Raw genomic sequence first — 16,595 nt, 5'->3', positions numbered from 1 at the left:
TCGATGGCGTCAATCGTCGGCCTGCAAGTCGGTCTCCGATGGCGTTGCGTCGCGGCTGCGGGGAGCCGCCTTCTGCGCAAGGCTGCCGTCGAAGTCACCTTCGCCCGCACCGGCCGGTAACCACGGGCGGTTCGTGCCTCTTGCCCTCACCGCCTGAACCGAAAAGCCGTCGCCACGCCGGGTCAATGCCAGCGCGCCCTGGCGAGCGAGCCGCTGCCGATCCACCACCATCGCCGCACAATCGGGCGGCGCGGGCCTTGACGTCACCACCAGTGCAGCCCGGTTGCAATCGTCCGCCAACGCGTCGATGCGCGAGGCCAGCGCGACCAGCCGTCCGTCTGCGAGCGGCGTTACGCAGCCCGACTCGTCGCACGATATGCCGCTCGCCAGCGCGCTACTGCCGGCATCGCGCGGATCGGCGTCGGCAGCCAACCACTCCCTCAGCACGAAATTGTCCTTGCCTGCCCTGATCAGATGCAAACGCCCGTCGCCGCCCCGCACCGCGACGCTCGCGCCGTCCCCGGCAATCAGGATATCGGGCTGCCGCACCGACAGCCCCCAGCCGATGGAAACCAGCAGCACGACGGCACCGCCCCAGCGCAACGGCGTACGCAACAGGCCCATCACGATGACCCCCAGGCTCGCTGCGATCAGCGGCGCGATGCCGAACGCCGGGATGCGGCCGACCGCGCCCGGCAATGCCGCCACCCAGCGCGAGACCGCGACCATCCAGTCGATGCCGATCCCCATCAGCCACCAGAACACGCCGTCGAGCCCGAACGGCGCTGCGAGCAATCCCAGCAGCCCCGCCGGCATCACCAGCGCCGAGACCACCGGCATCGCACCGAGATTGGCGAGCACGCCGTAGGGCGTGACGCGGTGGAAGTGGAAGGCGGCGTAGGGCGTGGTCGCAAGCCCGGCGATCAGCGAGGCCAGGAACAGCATCGCGATCTCGCGGCCGCCCCACATCGCGACGCGCGCGGTCGCCGAATGATCGGGTGAGGCAAACAGGTTCGGCATGCCGATCTGTACCAGCGCGACGAGACCCAGCGTCGCGGCAAAGGACATCTGGAAACTCGGATGCACAAGCGCTTCCGGCGCGACCGCGAGCACGATCAGCGCCGCCACCGCGAGCGTACGGAAGGTGATGGCGCGGCGATCGACCATCACGGCGATCAGCACCACCGCCGTCATGAAGAACGAACGTTGCGTCGCGACCTCCGCGCCAGACAAGAGCAGATAGAACGCAGCCGCCACCAGCGCTGCGGCCGCCGACCATTTCTTGATGGCAAAGCCGGCCGCCAGTCCCGGGATCAAGGCCAGCAGTGCGCGCACCGCGAAGAAGACGACGCCGGCGACGACCGCCATGTGATAGCCGGAGATCGACAACACATGGCCGAGCCCCGAGATGAACATCGCGTCGTTGACCGGCGTGGAAATCGCATCGCGCCGCCCGGTGAGCAGCGCTGTCGCGATCGCGCGGTTGTCGCCCTCGAGCGTGGCGCGGATGCGGGCGTCGATCGCATCGCGCAGGCCTTGCATGAAGGCGGCATAACGCAGCCGCAGGCCGCCGGCATCGGGCGGGACTGAAGCCGTGATCGCGCCCATCACGAAGCCGGAGGCGCCGATGCCCTGAAAGAACATGTCGCGCGAAAAATCGTAGCTGCCGGGGCGCACCGGCGAGAGCGGCGGCATCAGCCGCGCCTTGAGCTGCACGAAGCTGCCGACCTCGGGCGCAGTGCCCTTGCGCACCGACAGGCGGACGCGTTCCAGCTTGACCTCGCTGCGCTGCGCCTCCATGGCCGTGACGCGCAGCACGAAACGATCGGTTCGCTCGCGGATATCGCGGGCCTCGACGAAACCCGACAGCGACACTGAATAGAGCGGCTTGGCCAGCACGGGGTGGGCGATGCGCGCCGTCTTCCAGGTTGCCACGGCAAAGCCGGAAGCGACCGCCGCAATCATGATCGCAGGCGCAAACAGCCGGCTCCGCCGCAACAGCACCGCGCCAAACGTGAGCGCGATAGCCGTCGCAGCAACGACCCACAGCACCGGCTCATGATCGGCGGCAAAATAGAGTGCGATGCCACCGCCAAAGGCGACAGGCACCCACGGCAACAGTCGCCCGGCGCCGGCCTCCGCGCGGGCCCATTCACGCAGCGTCTCGACGATTGCCGACCAGGCGCCAAAGCCCGCCGGCACCAAGCCGCCCGCCTGCGCAGCACGACCGACCGGCCACGTCCCGGCTATACCCTGGGACCGTGCTGGCCGGCCCGGCTCCGCCATATCCCTGCATCCTACGCGACGCGATTGCCGCCAAGGCTACCGGAACGTGCGGCCGCGCGAATAGCGGCACAAACCGAGAACGAAGGGAGCCTCCCCCTACTTTTCCTCTTCCATCGTCACGGCGACATCCGCCTTGGCCGACAGCCGCACCTTGTTACCCTCGACACCGGCGACGAGGCCCTTGTCGATGAAGTGATGGTGGCCCTTGTGGCTGCCCTCGCCGCTGTCCTTCTTGGTCAGCTTGATGCGGTTGCCCTCGACCTTGTCGACGGTGCCGACATGGACGCCGTCGGCGCCGATCACTTCCATATGCTCTGCAATGTTCTGCATGGTGGGATCCTTGGTTGGAGCCACCTCAACGCGCGGAGAGAGCTTCGGTTCGTATTCTGCTGCCATTCCGGGGCGCGCCACTTGGCGCGAGCTATGATGCGCAATTGCGCATCGGAGAATCCATAACCACAAGCTGGGGTTATGGATTCCGGGCCTGGCCCTTCGGGCCATCCCGGAATGACAAACTGATGAAGAGCGCCAATCAGATCAGCGGCGCCTTCGCCGAAGCGTGGTGATTGACGATCTTCCAGTCGCCGTCCTCGCGGATGATGACCCAGCTCATCTTGACGACGAGATCAGGGCGCTCGCCGGCGAGGTCGAACGAGATGGTCGCGGCCATGTTGATCAGATCGGGGCCGGCCTGCGCTGCGTTCACGTCGGAGAATATGGCGCTCGGCTTGCGCCAGCGCGGCAGGCCGTTGAAGTAATCGGCAACACCGTCCCTGCCCCGATAGAGTTTCGGGTTCGAACCGAAGAAGAACGCGTTTTTCGCATAGAGCGACGAGAGCGCGGCGGCGTCGAGCGTCGCGAAGCCGGCGCACCATTTCGCGATGATGGCGGAAACGATGGCGTCGGCTTCGTTGCTCATATGCGCATCACCCTTTTGCGACTTCCTTCGCGAAGGTGTCGCGCAGGCCGATGGTGCGGGAGAACACCGGCTTGCCCGGCGTCGAGTCCTTGTCGCGGACGAAATAGCCCTGCCGCTCGAACTGCATCGGCTCGGTCGAATTGCTCGCTGCGACCGATGCCTCGATCCGAGCGTCGCTGAGGATCTCCAGCGAGTTCGGATTGAGATCGGCCGCGAAGTTTTGGGCGTCCGGGCTCGGATTGGCGAACAGCTGGTTGTAGATGCGGATCTCCGCGGGCACCGACGCCGCCGCCGGCAGCCAATGCATCGTCGCCTTGACCTTGCGGCCGTCGGGCGCGTTGCCGCCCTTGGTCGCGGGATCATAGGTGCAGCGCAGCTCCACCACCTCGCCCTTGTCGTTCTTGATCACGCAGGTGCACTTGACGAAATAGGCGTAGCGCAGTCGCACCTCGTTGCCCGGCGACAGGCGGAAGAACTTCTTCGGCGGGTTCTCCATGAAGTCGTCCTGCTCGATATAGAGCTCGCGGCCGAACGTGATCTTGCGCGTGCCGGCGGACGGGTCATCCGGATGGTTGATCGCCTCGAGCTCCTCGGTCTGCCCTTCCGGATAGTTCTCGATCACCACCTTGAGCGGGCGCAGCACGCCCATGCGTCGCTGCGACGTGCGGTTCAGCTCCTCGCGGATGCAGAACTCGAGCATGCCGACGTCGACCACGCTGTTGGCCTTGGCAACGCCGATGCGCTTGACGAATTCACGCAGCGCGGCCGGCGGCACGCCGCGGCGGCGCATCCCCGCCATCGTCGGCATGCGCGGATCGTCCCAGCCCGCGACGTGGCCGTCGCGGACGAGTTGGGTCAGCACGCGCTTGGACAGCAGCGTATAGGTCAGGTTGAGCCGCGCGAATTCATACTGGTGCGGCTGCGACGGCACCGGCAGCTTCTCGATGAACCAGTCGTAGAGCGGCCGGTGGTCCTCGAACTCCAGCGTGCAGATCGAATGCGTGATGCCTTCAATGGCGTCCGACTGGCCGTGGGCGTAATCGTAGCTCGGATAGATGTGCCACTTGGTGCCGGTGCGCGGATGATGCGCATGCAGGATGCGGTACAGCACGGGATCGCGCAGATTGATGTTGCCGGCTGCCATATCGATCTTGGCCCGCAGCACCCGCGTGCCGTTCGGGAATTCACCGGCCTTCATGCGGCGGAACAGGCCGAGGTTTTCGTCCACACTGCGGTCGCGGAACGGCGAGTTCTTGCCGGGCTCGGTCAGCGTGCCGCGCGAGAGGCGGATCTCCTCCTGGGTCTGGTCGTCGACATAAGCGAGGCCGTCGCGGATCAGCTGCTCCGCCCATTCGTACAGGCGGTCAAAATAGTCGGAGGCAAAGAACAGGTTCTTGCCCCAGTCGAAGCCGAGCCAGCGCACGTCGGCCTGGATGGAATCGATATATTCCTGCTCTTCCTTGACCGGGTTGGTGTCGTCGAAACGCAGATGGCAGCGGCCCGGAAACTCCTGGGCGATGCCGAAATTCAGCGCGATCGACTTGGCATGGCCGATATGCAGATAGCCGTTCGGCTCCGGCGGGAACCGGGTCACGATCTCCCTGTATTTGCCCTGGTCGAGGTCGGCCTGGACGATGTCACGAATGAAATCGCGCCCAACCTCAGCTGCCACCGGTTCTGTCATTACGAAAATCCTGTCGGGAAATCAGCGGTTCTTCTGCCAAATTCGGGAGGCTGAGCCAAGAGCTTAAGCAGGCCTCAAGCGGGGCCTGGCAGGTCCGCCGACGGGCTTTGTTTATGTCCCGTTCCTGCTATACACCACCGCCTCCAAAGCATAGGCCCTGCCAAGAATGACCAATTCCGTCGTCACGCGCTTCGCTCCCTCGCCGACCGGCTTCCTCCATATCGGGGGCGCCCGCACAGCGCTATTCAATTGGCTGTACGCGAAGAAGCACGGCGGCAAGATGCTGCTGCGGATCGAGGACACCGACCGGGAGCGCTCCACCGAGGCGGCGATCGGCGCCATTCTCGATGGTCTGAAATGGCTGGAGCTCGGCTGGGACGGCGAGGTCATCTACCAGTTCAGCCGTGCCGCGCGCCACCGCGAGGTCGCCGAGCAGTTGCTCGCCGACGGCAAGGCCTATCGCTGCTACGCCACCGCCGAGGAACTCGCCGCCATGCGCGAGAAGGCGCGCGCGGAAGGGCGCACCCGCCTCTATGACGGGATGTGGCGCGACCGCGATCCCGCGACAGCCCCGTCCAACGTCAAGCCGACGATCCGCCTGCGCGCGCCGCAGACCGGCGAGACCGTGATCGAGGACCAGGTCCAGGGCCGCGTGGTCTGGCAGAACGAGAACCTCGACGACCTCGTGCTTTTGCGCGGCGATGGCAACCCGACCTACATGCTCGCCGTGGTGGTCGACGATCACGACATGGGCGTGACCCATGTGATCCGCGGCGACGACCATCTGATCAACGCCGCGCGCCAGAAGCAGATCTACGATGCGATGGGATGGGCTCTGCCGAGCATGTCCCACATTCCGCTGATCCACGGCCCGGACGGCTCGAAGCTCTCCAAGCGTCACGGCGCGCTCGGCGTCGATGCCTACCGCGCCATGGGATATTTGCCGGCCGCGCTACGCAATTACCTCGTCCGGCTCGGCTGGAGCCATGGCGACCAGGAGATCTTCTCGACCGAGGAGATGATCGCGGCGTTTGACCTCGCCAGCGTCGGCCGCGCCGCTGCCCGCTTCGATTTCGCCAAGCTGGAAAACCTCAACGGCCACTACATCCGCCACGCCGACGATCAATCACTCGTGAAGATGTTCGAGGACGTGCTCGACCATCTCGTGCCCGCACGCGACGAGATTAAGGCCAAATTAAACGACACTACGCGCGCCCAGCTTCTCAAGGCCATGCCGGCCCTGAAGGAGCGCGCCAAGACGCTGATCGAGCTGATCGACAGCGCCTATTTCATCTTCGCCGACCGGCCGCTGGAGCTCGATCCCAAGGCACAAGCGCTGCTGACGCCAGAGAACCGCAAGCTGATCGGCCAGCTTCATTCCGCGCTGGAGAAAGTCGAGATATGGAGCGGCGCCACCACCGAAGCCGCGCTACGCGCTTTTGCCGAGGAAAATAGTCTCAAGCTCGGCGCGGTCGCCCAACCCTTGCGGGCCGCGCTGACCGGGCGGACGACGTCGCCTGGTATATTTGAGGTTTTGGACGTCCTGGGACGCCAGGAAAGCCTCGGCCGGCTTGAGGATCAGTCCAAGGACCAGACTAAGACGTAAGTCGAGCATGCGTGCGGTGATCTTGCAGCGCACACAGCAATAATATACCCATCTCCCCCGTACCTTCTGGAACATCCGGCCTGCCCCATCATCTCGCAAAGGGGGCCTCCGGCTCCGGCCCGCTTCACATTTCATCGGGGACCTACGATGGACGCAAAACCGAGCAATAAGACCGCTACGCTGACGGTCGGAAACAAGAACTACGATCTCCCGATCCACAGCGGCAGCGTCGGGCCTGATGTCGTCGATATCGGCAAGCTCTACGGCCAGTCCGGCCTGTTCACCTACGATCCCGGCTTCACCTCCACCGCGAGCTGCCAGTCGAAGATCACCTATATCGACGGCGACGCGGGCGTGCTGGAATACCGCGGCTACCCGATCGAGCAGCTCGCCGAGAACGGCGACTTCCTCGAGACCTGCTATCTCCTGCTGTTCGGGGATCTGCCGACCGCCGCGCAGAAGAAGGATTTCGACGACCGCGTGACCCATCACACGATGGTGCACGAGCAGATGGCCCGCTTCTTCCAGGGCTTCCGCCGCGACGCGCATCCGATGGCGATCATGGTGGCTGCGGTCGGCGCGCTCGCCGCGTTTTATCACGACTCCACCGACATCAACGATCCGAAGCAGCGCATGATCGCTTCCATGCGCATGATCGCCAAGATCCCGACGCTGGCGGCGATGGCCTACAAGTACACGGTCGGCCAGCCCTTCGTGTACCCGAAGAACTCGCTCAAGTTCGCCGAGAACTTCCTGCACATGTGCTTCGCCGTGCCGTGCGAGGACTACAAGATCAACCCGGTGCTCGCTGACGCGCTGGACAAGATCTTCATCCTGCATGCCGACCACGAGCAGAACGCCTCGACCTCGACGGTGCGCATCGCCGGCTCGTCCGGCGCCAACCCGTTCGCCTGCATCGCCGCCGGCATCGCCTGCCTGTGGGGTCCGGCGCATGGCGGCGCCAACGAAGCAGCCCTCGCGATGCTCGCCGAGATCGGCTCCGTGGACAAGATTCCCGAATTCATCGCCAAGGTGAAGGACAAGAACTCCGAAGTCCGCCTGATGGGCTTTGGTCATCGCGTCTACAAGAACTACGATCCGCGCGCCAAGATCATGCAGAAGATGTGTCACGCCGTGCTCAAGGAGACCGGCCATGGCGACGATCCGATGCTGAAGGTGGCGCTCGAACTCGAGAAGATCGCGCTCAGCGACCAGTACTTCATCGACCGCAAGCTCTACCCGAACGTCGACTTCTATTCGGGCATCACGCTGAAGGCGATGGGCTTCCCGGTCTCGATGTTCACCGTGCTGTTCGCGGTCGCCCGCACCGTCGGCTGGATCAGCCAGTGGAGCGAGATGATCGAGGACCCGCAGCAGAAGATCGGCCGTCCGCGCCAGCTCTACACCGGCGTCACCCGCCGCGACTACGTCGCGATCAGGGATCGCAAGTAAACTCCAAGCCGATACGGCTTTCGAAGCGGCGCCATCGCAAGATGGCGCCGTTTTTGTTTATGGAGGTGCCGTAGGGTGCGCAAGCGCAGCGTGCCCACCACCTCTCCGCAACAGATACGAAGTCGTGGGCACGCTTCGCTTTGCCCACCCTACGAGACCAATCGGGCCGTGACACGCTTGCTGCCGCGCACAACAACAAAGTCCACACCTGCGGCCGCAAACGCCTTGACAGTCAGAGCGCTCCGCGCGCAAATTCTTACACTAAGTAAGAATGACGACAGGGATGGAAATGCCGGAGCAGCCGAGAAGTCGGCGGCAGACGCGCGCTGCCATTTTGACTCACCTGCTTCAGTCGGGTGGCTCGTTTCGCCCGCCGCTGGCCAAGGCCGTGCGCCTGTCCGAAGCGAGCCTGTCGCGCATCCTGCTTGACCTGAAGACCGAAGGCCTGATCGAGGAAGTGCGGCGCCCTGCCCCCTACGTCGGCGGCCCGACCGGACTCGTGTCGCTCGACGGCTCGGTTGCCCTCGCAGCCTTCGAACTGACCGCTCAGCACCTCAGCCTCGGCGTCGGCGGCCTGTCGGGCGAGCTGCACTACACCGAGCGCGTGCCCCTGCCGAAGTCGCCGACCGTCGAGACCGTCGACCGGGCGTTTCGCGAAGCGATGACATTGCTGCGCGACTGGACGCGGCGCCGCGGCGTCGTCCTCTCTCAGGTCGGCGTCTCCATTCCGGGCCTCGGCCGGCTCAGCGCCGCGGGCAACCCCATCATTCCCTGTGACGTCGGGCGCATCAGCGACATGTTCGGCGAGATGTTCGCCGACGTGCCCGTCGAATTTACCAATTCGGTCGTGGCGCACGCCACATTCCATCGCTGTCGCACCGAAAACTATCCATTCAATGACACGCACCTGTTCGTCTTTGTCAGCCATGGCGTTGCGGGCGCCTGGATGGATGATCCCGTCGAGACCGACGCGCTCCAGCCAATCGAGCTCGGTCACATGGTGTTTGGCGAAGGCGGGCCGCGCTGTCGCTGCGGCCACCTCGGCTGTGTCGAGGCCTATACTTCGCTTCCGGCGCTGGCCGAGCTTCTCGGCGTGCCCGAGCCGGAGTTGCTCCAGCTCGGCAGCGATTGGGTCAGCGCGATCCCGATCTCCTCGCGCGTGCGTCAGGAGCTGCGGCATCGCCTGTATCGCCTTGGGCTCGCGATCGGCAACACGCTGAACGTCAAGCCCTGTCACGGCGTCGCCATCTCCGGCTGGCCTTCGCTCCTTGCGGAAGGCGATCGGAAAGCGCTGGTCGACGGCGTCGATGCCTGCCTGCTCGGCGGCCGCAAGCATGCGCAGGTGTCGCTGGCTTTCGTGCCGCCGTCGAACGGCAATGATCCCAGGGCCGCGCTGGCCTTCGCCGCGTTCTGCCTCGCCTGCCGCGGCGGCATGCCGGCCGCGTCGACGGAGGCCGCCTGAGACGGCCTGAAGCTGCGCGGCTCGCGCGCAAGAGAGTTCACACCGGGAGGAACTGCCATGCCGATCACGACAACAAGGCGCCGTCTGCTCGCTGGATCCGCTGCCGCGCTCGCACTGCCGGCCTTTGCCCGCGCGCAAGGCGCGGTCAAGCCGCGCCTGACCGCAATCTCGCAATGGTCCGCGGGCAGCGATGGGGCAGCCATCACCGCGCTCGGCAAGAAGTTCGAGGAGAAGGGCGGCGTCTGGCAGCACTCGCCCGTCCCCGGGTTCACCACCGAGATGATGAACAAGCTGCGCGCCCAGATCATGGCCGGCGATCCGCCGGCCTGCTCGCAGCTCAAGGGTCCCGAGATCGCAGCCTGGTCGAAGATTGCCCCGACCGTCGATCTCGACGCCGTCGTCGCTGCCGCCGGCTATGAGAAGGTGGTCGCGCCGGACCTTGCGAAATTGCACAAGCCGGGCGGCAAATGGATCGCACTGCCGTTGCAGATCTACAGCACCAACATGCTGTTTCTCTCCAAACGCGCGATGGACAAGGCCAAGGCCGACAAGATCCCCGTCACCTGGGCAGACTTCAACGAGCTCGCCGACAAGATGAAATCGGGCGGCGTCCCCTATCCCGTCGCCAACGGCGGCACCCGCCCCGACGACGGGCAAAAATTCGAAGCCGCTCTGGCCGGCATCAGTCCCCTCGCATACCGCGCCGCCATCATGAATCTCGAGAAGAAGGCCCTGGAGGGCTCCGAGATCAAGGCTGCGTTCGCACAGGTGCGCAAGATCGCCGACTGGATGGACCCCAACGTCGGCGCCCAGCACTTCTCGACCAATTTGAAGCGCTTCATCGACGGCGACATGGGCATGATGATCATGGGCGGCTGGGCGCAGGGCGTGTTGCGCAATGCCGGTTTCAAGTTCGAGGACTTCATGATCGCGCCAGGTCCGAGCGACAATAGCAAGCCGGTGTTCCTGTTGAACGCCGATGCCTTCATCTTCTGGCAGCGCAAGGAGCCTGACCTGCAGGCCGGCCAGACGCTGATGGCCCAGCTCGTCATGGATCCGGCGATCCAGACCATGTATTCGCAGATCACGGGATCGATCCCCGTGCGTACCGACGTCGATCTGTCCGGCGAAGGCTGGTCGGACGGTCAGCGGCGCACCGCGGCAGCTCTGAAGGACGCAATCGCCAGCAACCAGGCGGTCCTGAGCCTCGCGCACAACATGGCGCAGGAAAACGGCATGACCGCCGCGATGATCGACGTGATCACGGAGTACGTAAAGAACAAGACGATCAAGCCGGAGCAGGCAGCCACTCGTCTGGCCGAGGCCGTCGAGGGCGCACGTTGAGCAATGCCGCCGCGATAAGACCGGGCCGGCCGGCGCTTCCGGAATGGGTGCGCCGGCTGCCGGAATATCTGATGATCTGGGTGCCGCTGCTGCTGTCAGCCGCGCACCTCGTGTCGTTCTCGCTGTGGACGATCTGGATCTCGTTCACGCCATCCACGCTGGTCCCTGTTACGGGCTGGGTGGGCTTGCGCAACTACTCGGCGGTGGCGGCATCGCGGAATTGGCAGATCGCCTTCGACAATCTGCTGTTGTTCGGCAGCGCTTTCGTGCTGCTGAGTTTGGTGACCGGCCTCGCCCTTGCGATCCTGCTCGACCAGCGCATTCGCGGCGAGAACCTGCTGCGATCCGTCTTCCTCTATCCGCTTGCGGTGTCGTTCGTGGTCACCGGCACGGTCTGGAGTTGGCTGCTCAATCCCGGCCTCGGAATCCAGAAGCTCGTCCACGACCTCGGCTGGACCTCCTTCAAGTTCGACTGGCTGATCGATCGCGACATGGCGATCTGGACCATCGTGATCGCCGCGATCTGGCAATCCTCGGGCTTCGCCATGGCGCTGTTCCTTGCCGGCCTTCGCTCCGTCGACACCGACATCATCAAGGCCGCGCAGATCGACGGCGCCGGGCCATTTCGAATCTACCGGCGCATCATTCTGCCGTCGCTTTGGCCGATCACCATCACCGTCGTCGTGATCCAGTTGCAGTTCGCGATTTCGACGTTCGACCTCGTGCGCGCGCTCACCAACGGCGGGCCGGGAATCGCGACCCAGCTGCCAGCACTGGTCGTCTACGACCTGATGTTCCAGCGCAGCCTGCTCGGCCGGGGAGCGGCGGCGGCGGTGCTCATGCTGCTCATTCTTCTCGCGGTGCTGCTGCCGTATGCGGCGTGGCGATATGTTCAGCGACGGCGGGCCGCCCATGCGTGAGCGGACTTTCGCACCAAGCCGGATCTTGATCTACCTCATCGTCCTGCTGATCGCTGCAGCATGGCTCGCGCCATTGGCTGTTGTGGTGCTGAATTCGCTCCGCAGCAACGAGGAGATCGCGCAGGGCTCGATGATCGGCTGGCCGCAGCACTGGGCCTGGAGCAACTACCTGGCTGCCTGGAGCGGCTTCTGCGTTGCCGAGACCTGCGCCGGCATCCGGCCGTACATGCTGAACTCCGCCCTCGTCACGATTCCTGCGACGATCTTCTCGACCCTGCTCGGTGCCATTGCCGGCTACGCCGTGTCGCTCTGGCGTTTTCGCGGCGACACCTGGATCTACGGCATCGTGACCCTCGGCCTGTTCCTGCCCCAGCAGATGCGCCTGCTTCCCTGGACCATCGTGCTGCGCGACATCGGTCTCATCAACACGCTGGCGGGCCTCGTGCTGATTCACACCATCCAGGGGCTCTCCTTCACCACGCTGTTCTGCCGCAACTATTATGTCGCCATCCCCCATGAATTGATCAGGGCCGCGCGCATCGACGGCGCCGGGTTCTTCCGCATCTTCTGGCGCATCATCCTGCCGCTCTCGCCGCCGATCCTGATCGTCACCGTGATCTGGCAGTTCACGCATATCTGGAACGAATTCCTCTATGGCGTGACATTCACGAGCGGCCAGCAGCAACCCGTCACCGCCGCTCTCATCGCGCTGTCCGCTGCAGTCGCAGACATCCCGCAGCACGGCGTGCAGAGCGCCGCGGTGATCATCGCGGCGCTACCGACGCTGTTGATCTATCTCCTCGGCGGCAAATACTTCGTCCGCGGCCTGACTGCCGGGGCCGTGAAATGATGGAGTTGTCATGGCAGCACTGAGCATTCGAACCCTGTCGAAGCGCTACGCCAATCTGGAGGTGCTGAAGGGCGTCGATCTCGACATCGAAAGCGGCGAGTTCACGGTGCTGGTCGGGCCATCCGGCTGCGGCAAGTCCACGCTGCTCAACATCGTCGCCGGGCTCGATCATCCGAGCGCCGGGACCGTCGAGATCGGCGGACGCGTGGTCAATGACGTCCCGCCCAAGGATCGCGACATCGCCATGGTGTTCCAGTCCTACGCGCTCTACCCATCCATGACCGTACGCCAGAACATCACCTTCGGCATGGAATGCCGTCACGTACCCAAAGCGGAGCAAGACTCTGCGGTCGCGAATGTCGCCAAACTGCTCCAGATCGAGGCGCTGCTGGGCCGCAAGCCGTCGCAGCTCTCCGGCGGCCAGCGCCAGCGCGTGGCGATGGGCCGTGCGTTGGTACGCGATCCCCTGCTCTTCCTGTTCGACGAGCCGCTGTCCAATCTCGACGCAAAACTGCGCGTCGAGATGCGGATGGAGATCAAGCGGCTGCACCAGCGCATCGGCGCGACCATCATCTATGTCACCCACGACCAGATCGAGGCGATGACGATGGCGACGCGGATCGCCGTGATGCATCGCGGCGTGGTGCAGCAGTTTGCCGATCCCGATACCGTGTACCGCTATCCCGCCAATCTGTTCGTCGCACGCTTCATGGGCTCCCCGCCGATGAACACCATGCCGGCGCGGCTCGAGGCCGACGCCGGCGGTCCCGTGGTCGTGATCGGCGCGGGGCGGCCGGACGAAGTTCGCCTCCGCCTGCAGGGATACGATTCGGCGGCACCCTATCTTGGCCGCGAGGTGGTGTTCGGGATCAGGCCGGAATGCATCGCGGAGGGCAACCGCGTGTTCTCCGGCGGTGCACCCATCGTCGTCCACGCGCCGGTGGAGATGGTCGAGCCCACCGGCGCCGAAACCATCGTGCTGCTGCGGCTCGGCGGCGAGTCCGCGCTGGCGCGCATCACGCCGGACATCCGCCCCCCGCCGGGGACGGCAGCCCCCTTCGCGCTCGACACGCGCCGCATTTGCCTGTTCGACCCCGAGACGGAGCGACTGATCGCATGACAAAGACGAGCTATGCCGGACTTGCGGACCGCGTCGTACTGATCACCGGCGGCGCCAGCGGCATCGGGGCCGCCTTCGTGCGCGCCTTCGCGGCCCAGGGAGCGCGCGTCGCGTTCCTCGATGTGGATGAAGAAGCCGGCGGGGCGCTGGTCGCGGAGGTGAGCGCTGCGTCCGAAGCCGCGCCCTTGTTCGTGCCATGCGACCTCCTGGACATCGAGGCCTTGCGGGCCGCAATGGCGCAGGTGCAGCGATCGCTCGGCGATGCCGCGGTCCTCGTCAACAATGCCGCCAATGATCAACGCCAGGTGCTGGCCGAGGTGACGCCGGCAGAGTTCGATTGGATGATCGGCCTCAATCTCAAGCACGTCTTCTTTGCGGCGCAAGCGGTGGTGCCGCAGATGCAGGCGCGCGGCGGCGGCTCGATCATCAACATGTCGTCGATCGCCTGGATGCGCGGTGCACCGGCGCTGCCGGTCTACGCCGGGGCAAAGGCGGCGATCGTCGGTTTCACCAACTCGCTGGCCCGGCTGGTCGGCCCCGACCGCATCCGCGTCAACGCGATTGCGCCAGGCATGGTCATCACCGAACGTCAACGCCGGCTGTGGTATCCGGACGAGCAGGTCATCACCGAAATGCGCTCCCGTCAGGCCGTTCCGGATGCAGTGACGCCCGAGGACATCGCCAACATGGCGCTATTCCTCGCCTCCGACGAAAGCCAGCGCATCACCAGCCAGTGTTTTCGGGTGGATGCAGGACTTGCGTAGAACTTGATCCGGCCACAATGGCGCAACGTTCACGGTCTCGTAGGGTGGGCAAAGCGAAGCGTGCCCACGAATTCTTCTCATCGCGACGAATCGTGGGCACGGCGCGACGCGCCTTTGCCCACCCTACGAGACCTCCGTTACCGCCGTCCCTTGCGCATCGTCTCGAGCACGATGTCGGCGGCGAGCACGCTTGGCGATTTGTTGCCGGTCGACATGATCTGGTCGAGCCGGGCAAAGGCCTCGACCTGCTGCTTGCGCAGCGGCGAATCCGTCAGCACCTCGGCGAGTGCCGGCGCCAGTTTCTCCGGCGTGCACTCCTCCTGCAGGTACTCCGGAATGACATCCTTGCCGATCACGAGATTGGCAAGGATCACCGAGGAGACGCGGATCGCGCGGCGCAGGATGAAGGCCTCGATCGCACCGACGCGATAGGCCGTCACCATTGGAATACCCGACAGTGCGAGCTCCAGCGTCACCGTACCGGATTTGGCCAGCGCCGCACGCGCGATGCGGAACACGGCGCGCTTCTCGTTCTCGCCGGTCACGACCCTTGGCTTGACCGGCCAGCTCGCGATACCCTCGCGGATGGTGGCCTCGAGATGCGGCATGGTCGGCAGTATCAGTTCGAAGGCGTGGCCTTCCGCCTGCAAGCGGCCGAGCACTCCGCCGAAGACATCGAGATGGTGCCTGACCTCGCTACGGCGGCTGCCGGGCAGCACCAAAAGCACCGGCGGCTCGCCGTCGCGACGTGCCTGCTCCTCCGCGTTCGGCCGCAGCGAGGGCAATTGCTCGACTAAGGGATGGCCGACATAGCTGCAGGGCGGTCCGCCGAGCTTGCGGTATTCCTCGGGCTCGAACGGCAGGAGACCGAGCACATGGTCGACATAACCGAGCATGGTCCGCGCCCGCCCCGGCCGCCACGCCCAGAGCTGCGGCGAGACATAATCGACGATCGGGATCGCAGGATTCTTCGCGCGCACGCGGCGGGCGACGCGATGGGTGAAGTCGGGGCTGTCGATGATGACGAGCGCGTCCGGCGCGGCCTCGGCCACGGCGTCGGCCGTCTCGCGGATCAGCCGCAGAATTTTCGGCAATTGCTGCACCACCGCGGCAAATCCGACGATTGACAGCTCCTCGATCGGAAACAGCGATTCCAGCCCTTCGCGCGCCATGGTACGTCCGCCGACGCCGACGAACTGCACGCCGTCGCCGAGACGCTGGCGCAGGACCTTCATCAAGGCACTGCCGAGCCGGTCGCCGGATTCCTCCGTGGCGATCAGGAAGATCTTGCGCTTGGGATCGCGCGACTGCATCACGCCGGCAGACCGATGACGAAGAGATATTTGGCGTCCGCGAGGGCGATCATCGCCTGCGGCTCTGCGGCGATGGTGTTGCCGGCGATGACGGCGAGGCCCGCAAGGCCGGCCGCCGCGACGCCCTCGATGGTGCGCGGGCCGATCGTCGGCAGGTCGAAACGCAGATCCTGGCCGCTCTTCGGCGCCTTCACGAGCACGCCGCGGCCGGCGGCCGCGCGAATGCGTCCCTCCTCGCGCAGCCGCGCGACGCGCGCGAGCAGCGCATCGGTGCCCTCGATGTCCTCGACCGCGACCACATGGCCGTCAATCACCACCGCAGCCTGGCCGATGTCGAACGGACCAAGCGCAGTCAGCACCGCACGGCCGCGCGCGATGTCGGTCTTGCTGGTATCGCTGGGCCAGGCGCGACTGATGCAGCCCTCGGGCATCAGGAGATCGGGGGCGAGGTCCTTGATGCCGACCATGCGAAAGCCATCCTGCTCGAGGATGCGGCCGACGCCGGACAAGAGATGATCGTCGCCGCCGCGAAAGGCGCGGATGACATTGCCGAGCAGCCGCATCGTCTTGACGTCGAACCGGATCTCGGAGAGCGAGGGCCGCACCAAGGTGCCGATGAAGATCAGGTCGCGGCAGCCCTCCTCGCGGAACAGTCGCATCGCGCGACCGAGCTGGCCGACCGAGATCCAGCGATGGCGGAATTTCTCCACCCGCGCGGGATCGCAGGCCCCGCGCAGCGGAAACAGCACCGGCGTGATGCCGCGCGCGGCAAGCGAGTCGGCGACTGCGAACGGCATCGCGCCGCCGCCGGCGACGATGCCGACCGGCGATGAGATGTCCGACGCCGCCGATGTCATGTCCGCGGCCATCCCAAA

At 65.3% G+C, this 16,595-nt stretch carries 14 protein-coding genes; 8 read left to right on the top strand and 6 right to left on the bottom strand.

The window, feature by feature from the left end; translation table 11 throughout:
* Positions 1–9 precede the first annotated feature (9 nt).
* The 4 genes from CIT37_RS19530 to CIT37_RS19515 all read right to left on the bottom strand — a co-directional run bounded on the left by CIT37_RS19530 (position 10) and on the right by CIT37_RS19515 (position 4,889).
* Positions 10–2,286 (bottom strand): ComEC/Rec2 family competence protein, encoded by a 2,277-nt coding sequence (locus tag CIT37_RS19530; protein WP_095424078.1) that lies wholly within the window; start codon positions 2,284–2,286, stop codon positions 10–12.
* A gap of 96 nt (positions 2,287–2,382) precedes the next feature.
* The gene (locus tag CIT37_RS19525) at positions 2,383–2,616 is read right to left on the bottom strand and encodes a DUF2171 domain-containing protein (RefSeq protein WP_015685840.1); all 234 of its coding nucleotides are present in this window, start codon (positions 2,614–2,616) and stop codon (positions 2,383–2,385) included.
* 202 nt (positions 2,617–2,818) lie between these two features.
* On the bottom strand, positions 2,819–3,205 hold the full coding sequence (locus CIT37_RS19520; protein ID WP_095424077.1) for an SgcJ/EcaC family oxidoreductase: 387 nt from the start codon (positions 3,203–3,205) through the stop codon (positions 2,819–2,821).
* A gap of 7 nt (positions 3,206–3,212) precedes the next feature.
* Positions 3,213–4,889: a glutamine--tRNA ligase/YqeY domain fusion protein gene (locus tag CIT37_RS19515; RefSeq protein ID WP_095424076.1), complete on the bottom strand. Its 1,677-nt coding sequence runs from the start codon at positions 4,887–4,889 to the stop codon at positions 3,213–3,215.
* 166 nt (positions 4,890–5,055) lie between these two features.
* Between CIT37_RS19515 and gltX the strand changes: the two genes are divergently transcribed.
* The 8 genes from gltX to CIT37_RS19475 all read left to right on the top strand — a co-directional run bounded on the left by gltX (position 5,056) and on the right by CIT37_RS19475 (position 14,407).
* Positions 5,056–6,495, top strand: coding sequence for a glutamate--tRNA ligase (gene gltX / locus CIT37_RS19510; RefSeq protein ID WP_095424075.1), 1,440 nt, complete (start codon positions 5,056–5,058; stop codon positions 6,493–6,495).
* 147 nt (positions 6,496–6,642) lie between these two features.
* Positions 6,643–7,947 (top strand): citrate synthase, encoded by a 1,305-nt coding sequence (gltA, locus tag CIT37_RS19505; RefSeq protein ID WP_095424074.1) that lies wholly within the window; start codon positions 6,643–6,645, stop codon positions 7,945–7,947.
* A gap of 283 nt (positions 7,948–8,230) precedes the next feature.
* Positions 8,231–9,409 (top strand): ROK family transcriptional regulator, encoded by a 1,179-nt coding sequence (locus CIT37_RS19500; protein WP_173015952.1) that lies wholly within the window; start codon positions 8,231–8,233, stop codon positions 9,407–9,409.
* Between the two features lie 57 nt (positions 9,410–9,466).
* Entirely contained in the window at positions 9,467–10,753 is a 1,287-nt protein-coding gene (locus CIT37_RS19495) for an ABC transporter substrate-binding protein (protein ID WP_038971463.1), read from the top strand.
* A complete protein-coding gene (locus CIT37_RS19490; protein WP_028141530.1) occupies positions 10,750–11,673 on the top strand; it encodes a carbohydrate ABC transporter permease in 924 nt (307 codons plus the stop codon). Before CIT37_RS19495 ends, CIT37_RS19490 begins: the two co-directional genes overlap by 4 nt.
* Complete coding sequence (locus CIT37_RS19485; protein ID WP_028141529.1) at positions 11,666–12,523, top strand: carbohydrate ABC transporter permease; 858 nt, start codon at positions 11,666–11,668, stop codon at positions 12,521–12,523. Before CIT37_RS19490 ends, CIT37_RS19485 begins: the two co-directional genes overlap by 8 nt.
* A gap of 10 nt (positions 12,524–12,533) precedes the next feature.
* Entirely contained in the window at positions 12,534–13,643 is a 1,110-nt protein-coding gene (locus CIT37_RS19480; protein ID WP_038971461.1) for an ABC transporter ATP-binding protein, read from the top strand.
* A complete protein-coding gene (locus CIT37_RS19475; RefSeq protein ID WP_028141527.1) occupies positions 13,640–14,407 on the top strand; it encodes an SDR family NAD(P)-dependent oxidoreductase in 768 nt (255 codons plus the stop codon). Before CIT37_RS19480 ends, CIT37_RS19475 begins: the two co-directional genes overlap by 4 nt.
* 137 nt (positions 14,408–14,544) lie before the next feature.
* Here the strand turns inward: CIT37_RS19475 and lpxB are convergent, their stop codons facing one another.
* Together lpxB and CIT37_RS19465 are read right to left on the bottom strand one after the other, a co-directional pair.
* On the bottom strand, positions 14,545–15,723 hold the full coding sequence (gene lpxB / locus CIT37_RS19470; RefSeq protein WP_095424072.1) for a lipid-A-disaccharide synthase: 1,179 nt from the start codon (positions 15,721–15,723) through the stop codon (positions 14,545–14,547).
* Positions 15,720–16,577: an LpxI family protein gene (locus tag CIT37_RS19465; protein ID WP_049806649.1), complete on the bottom strand. Its 858-nt coding sequence runs from the start codon at positions 16,575–16,577 to the stop codon at positions 15,720–15,722. The genes lpxB and CIT37_RS19465 overlap by 4 nt, the downstream gene beginning before the upstream one ends.
* Positions 16,578–16,595 lie beyond the last annotated feature (18 nt).

Source organism: Bradyrhizobium ottawaense (assembly GCF_002278135.3).
Taxonomy (GTDB): domain Bacteria; phylum Pseudomonadota; class Alphaproteobacteria; order Rhizobiales; family Xanthobacteraceae; genus Bradyrhizobium; species Bradyrhizobium ottawaense.
This window is presented reverse-complemented; position numbering and strand designations above follow the sequence as displayed.

Excerpts from the sequence above, each read along its gene's own strand:
- CIT37_RS19530 (WP_095424078.1), bottom strand. The coding sequence starts at position 2,286 with ATGGCGGAGCCGGGCCGGCCAGCACGGTCCCAGGGTATAGCCGGGACG.
- CIT37_RS19525 (WP_015685840.1), bottom strand. The coding sequence starts at position 2,616 with ATGCAGAACATTGCAGAGCATATGGAAGTGATCGGCGCCGACGGCGTC.
- CIT37_RS19520 (WP_095424077.1), bottom strand. The coding sequence starts at position 3,205 with ATGAGCAACGAAGCCGACGCCATCGTTTCCGCCATCATCGCGAAATGG.
- CIT37_RS19515 (WP_095424076.1), bottom strand. The coding sequence starts at position 4,889 with ATGACAGAACCGGTGGCAGCTGAGGTTGGGCGCGATTTCATTCGTGAC.
- gltX (WP_095424075.1), top strand. The coding sequence starts at position 5,056 with ATGACCAATTCCGTCGTCACGCGCTTCGCTCCCTCGCCGACCGGCTTC.
- gltA (WP_095424074.1), top strand. The coding sequence starts at position 6,643 with ATGGACGCAAAACCGAGCAATAAGACCGCTACGCTGACGGTCGGAAAC.
- CIT37_RS19500 (WP_173015952.1), top strand. The coding sequence starts at position 8,231 with ATGGAAATGCCGGAGCAGCCGAGAAGTCGGCGGCAGACGCGCGCTGCC.
- CIT37_RS19495 (WP_038971463.1), top strand. The coding sequence starts at position 9,467 with ATGCCGATCACGACAACAAGGCGCCGTCTGCTCGCTGGATCCGCTGCC.
- CIT37_RS19485 (WP_028141529.1), top strand. The coding sequence starts at position 11,666 with ATGCGTGAGCGGACTTTCGCACCAAGCCGGATCTTGATCTACCTCATC.
- CIT37_RS19480 (WP_038971461.1), top strand. The coding sequence starts at position 12,534 with ATGGCAGCACTGAGCATTCGAACCCTGTCGAAGCGCTACGCCAATCTG.
- CIT37_RS19475 (WP_028141527.1), top strand. The coding sequence starts at position 13,640 with ATGACAAAGACGAGCTATGCCGGACTTGCGGACCGCGTCGTACTGATC.
- CIT37_RS19465 (WP_049806649.1), bottom strand. The coding sequence starts at position 16,577 with ATGACATCGGCGGCGTCGGACATCTCATCGCCGGTCGGCATCGTCGCC.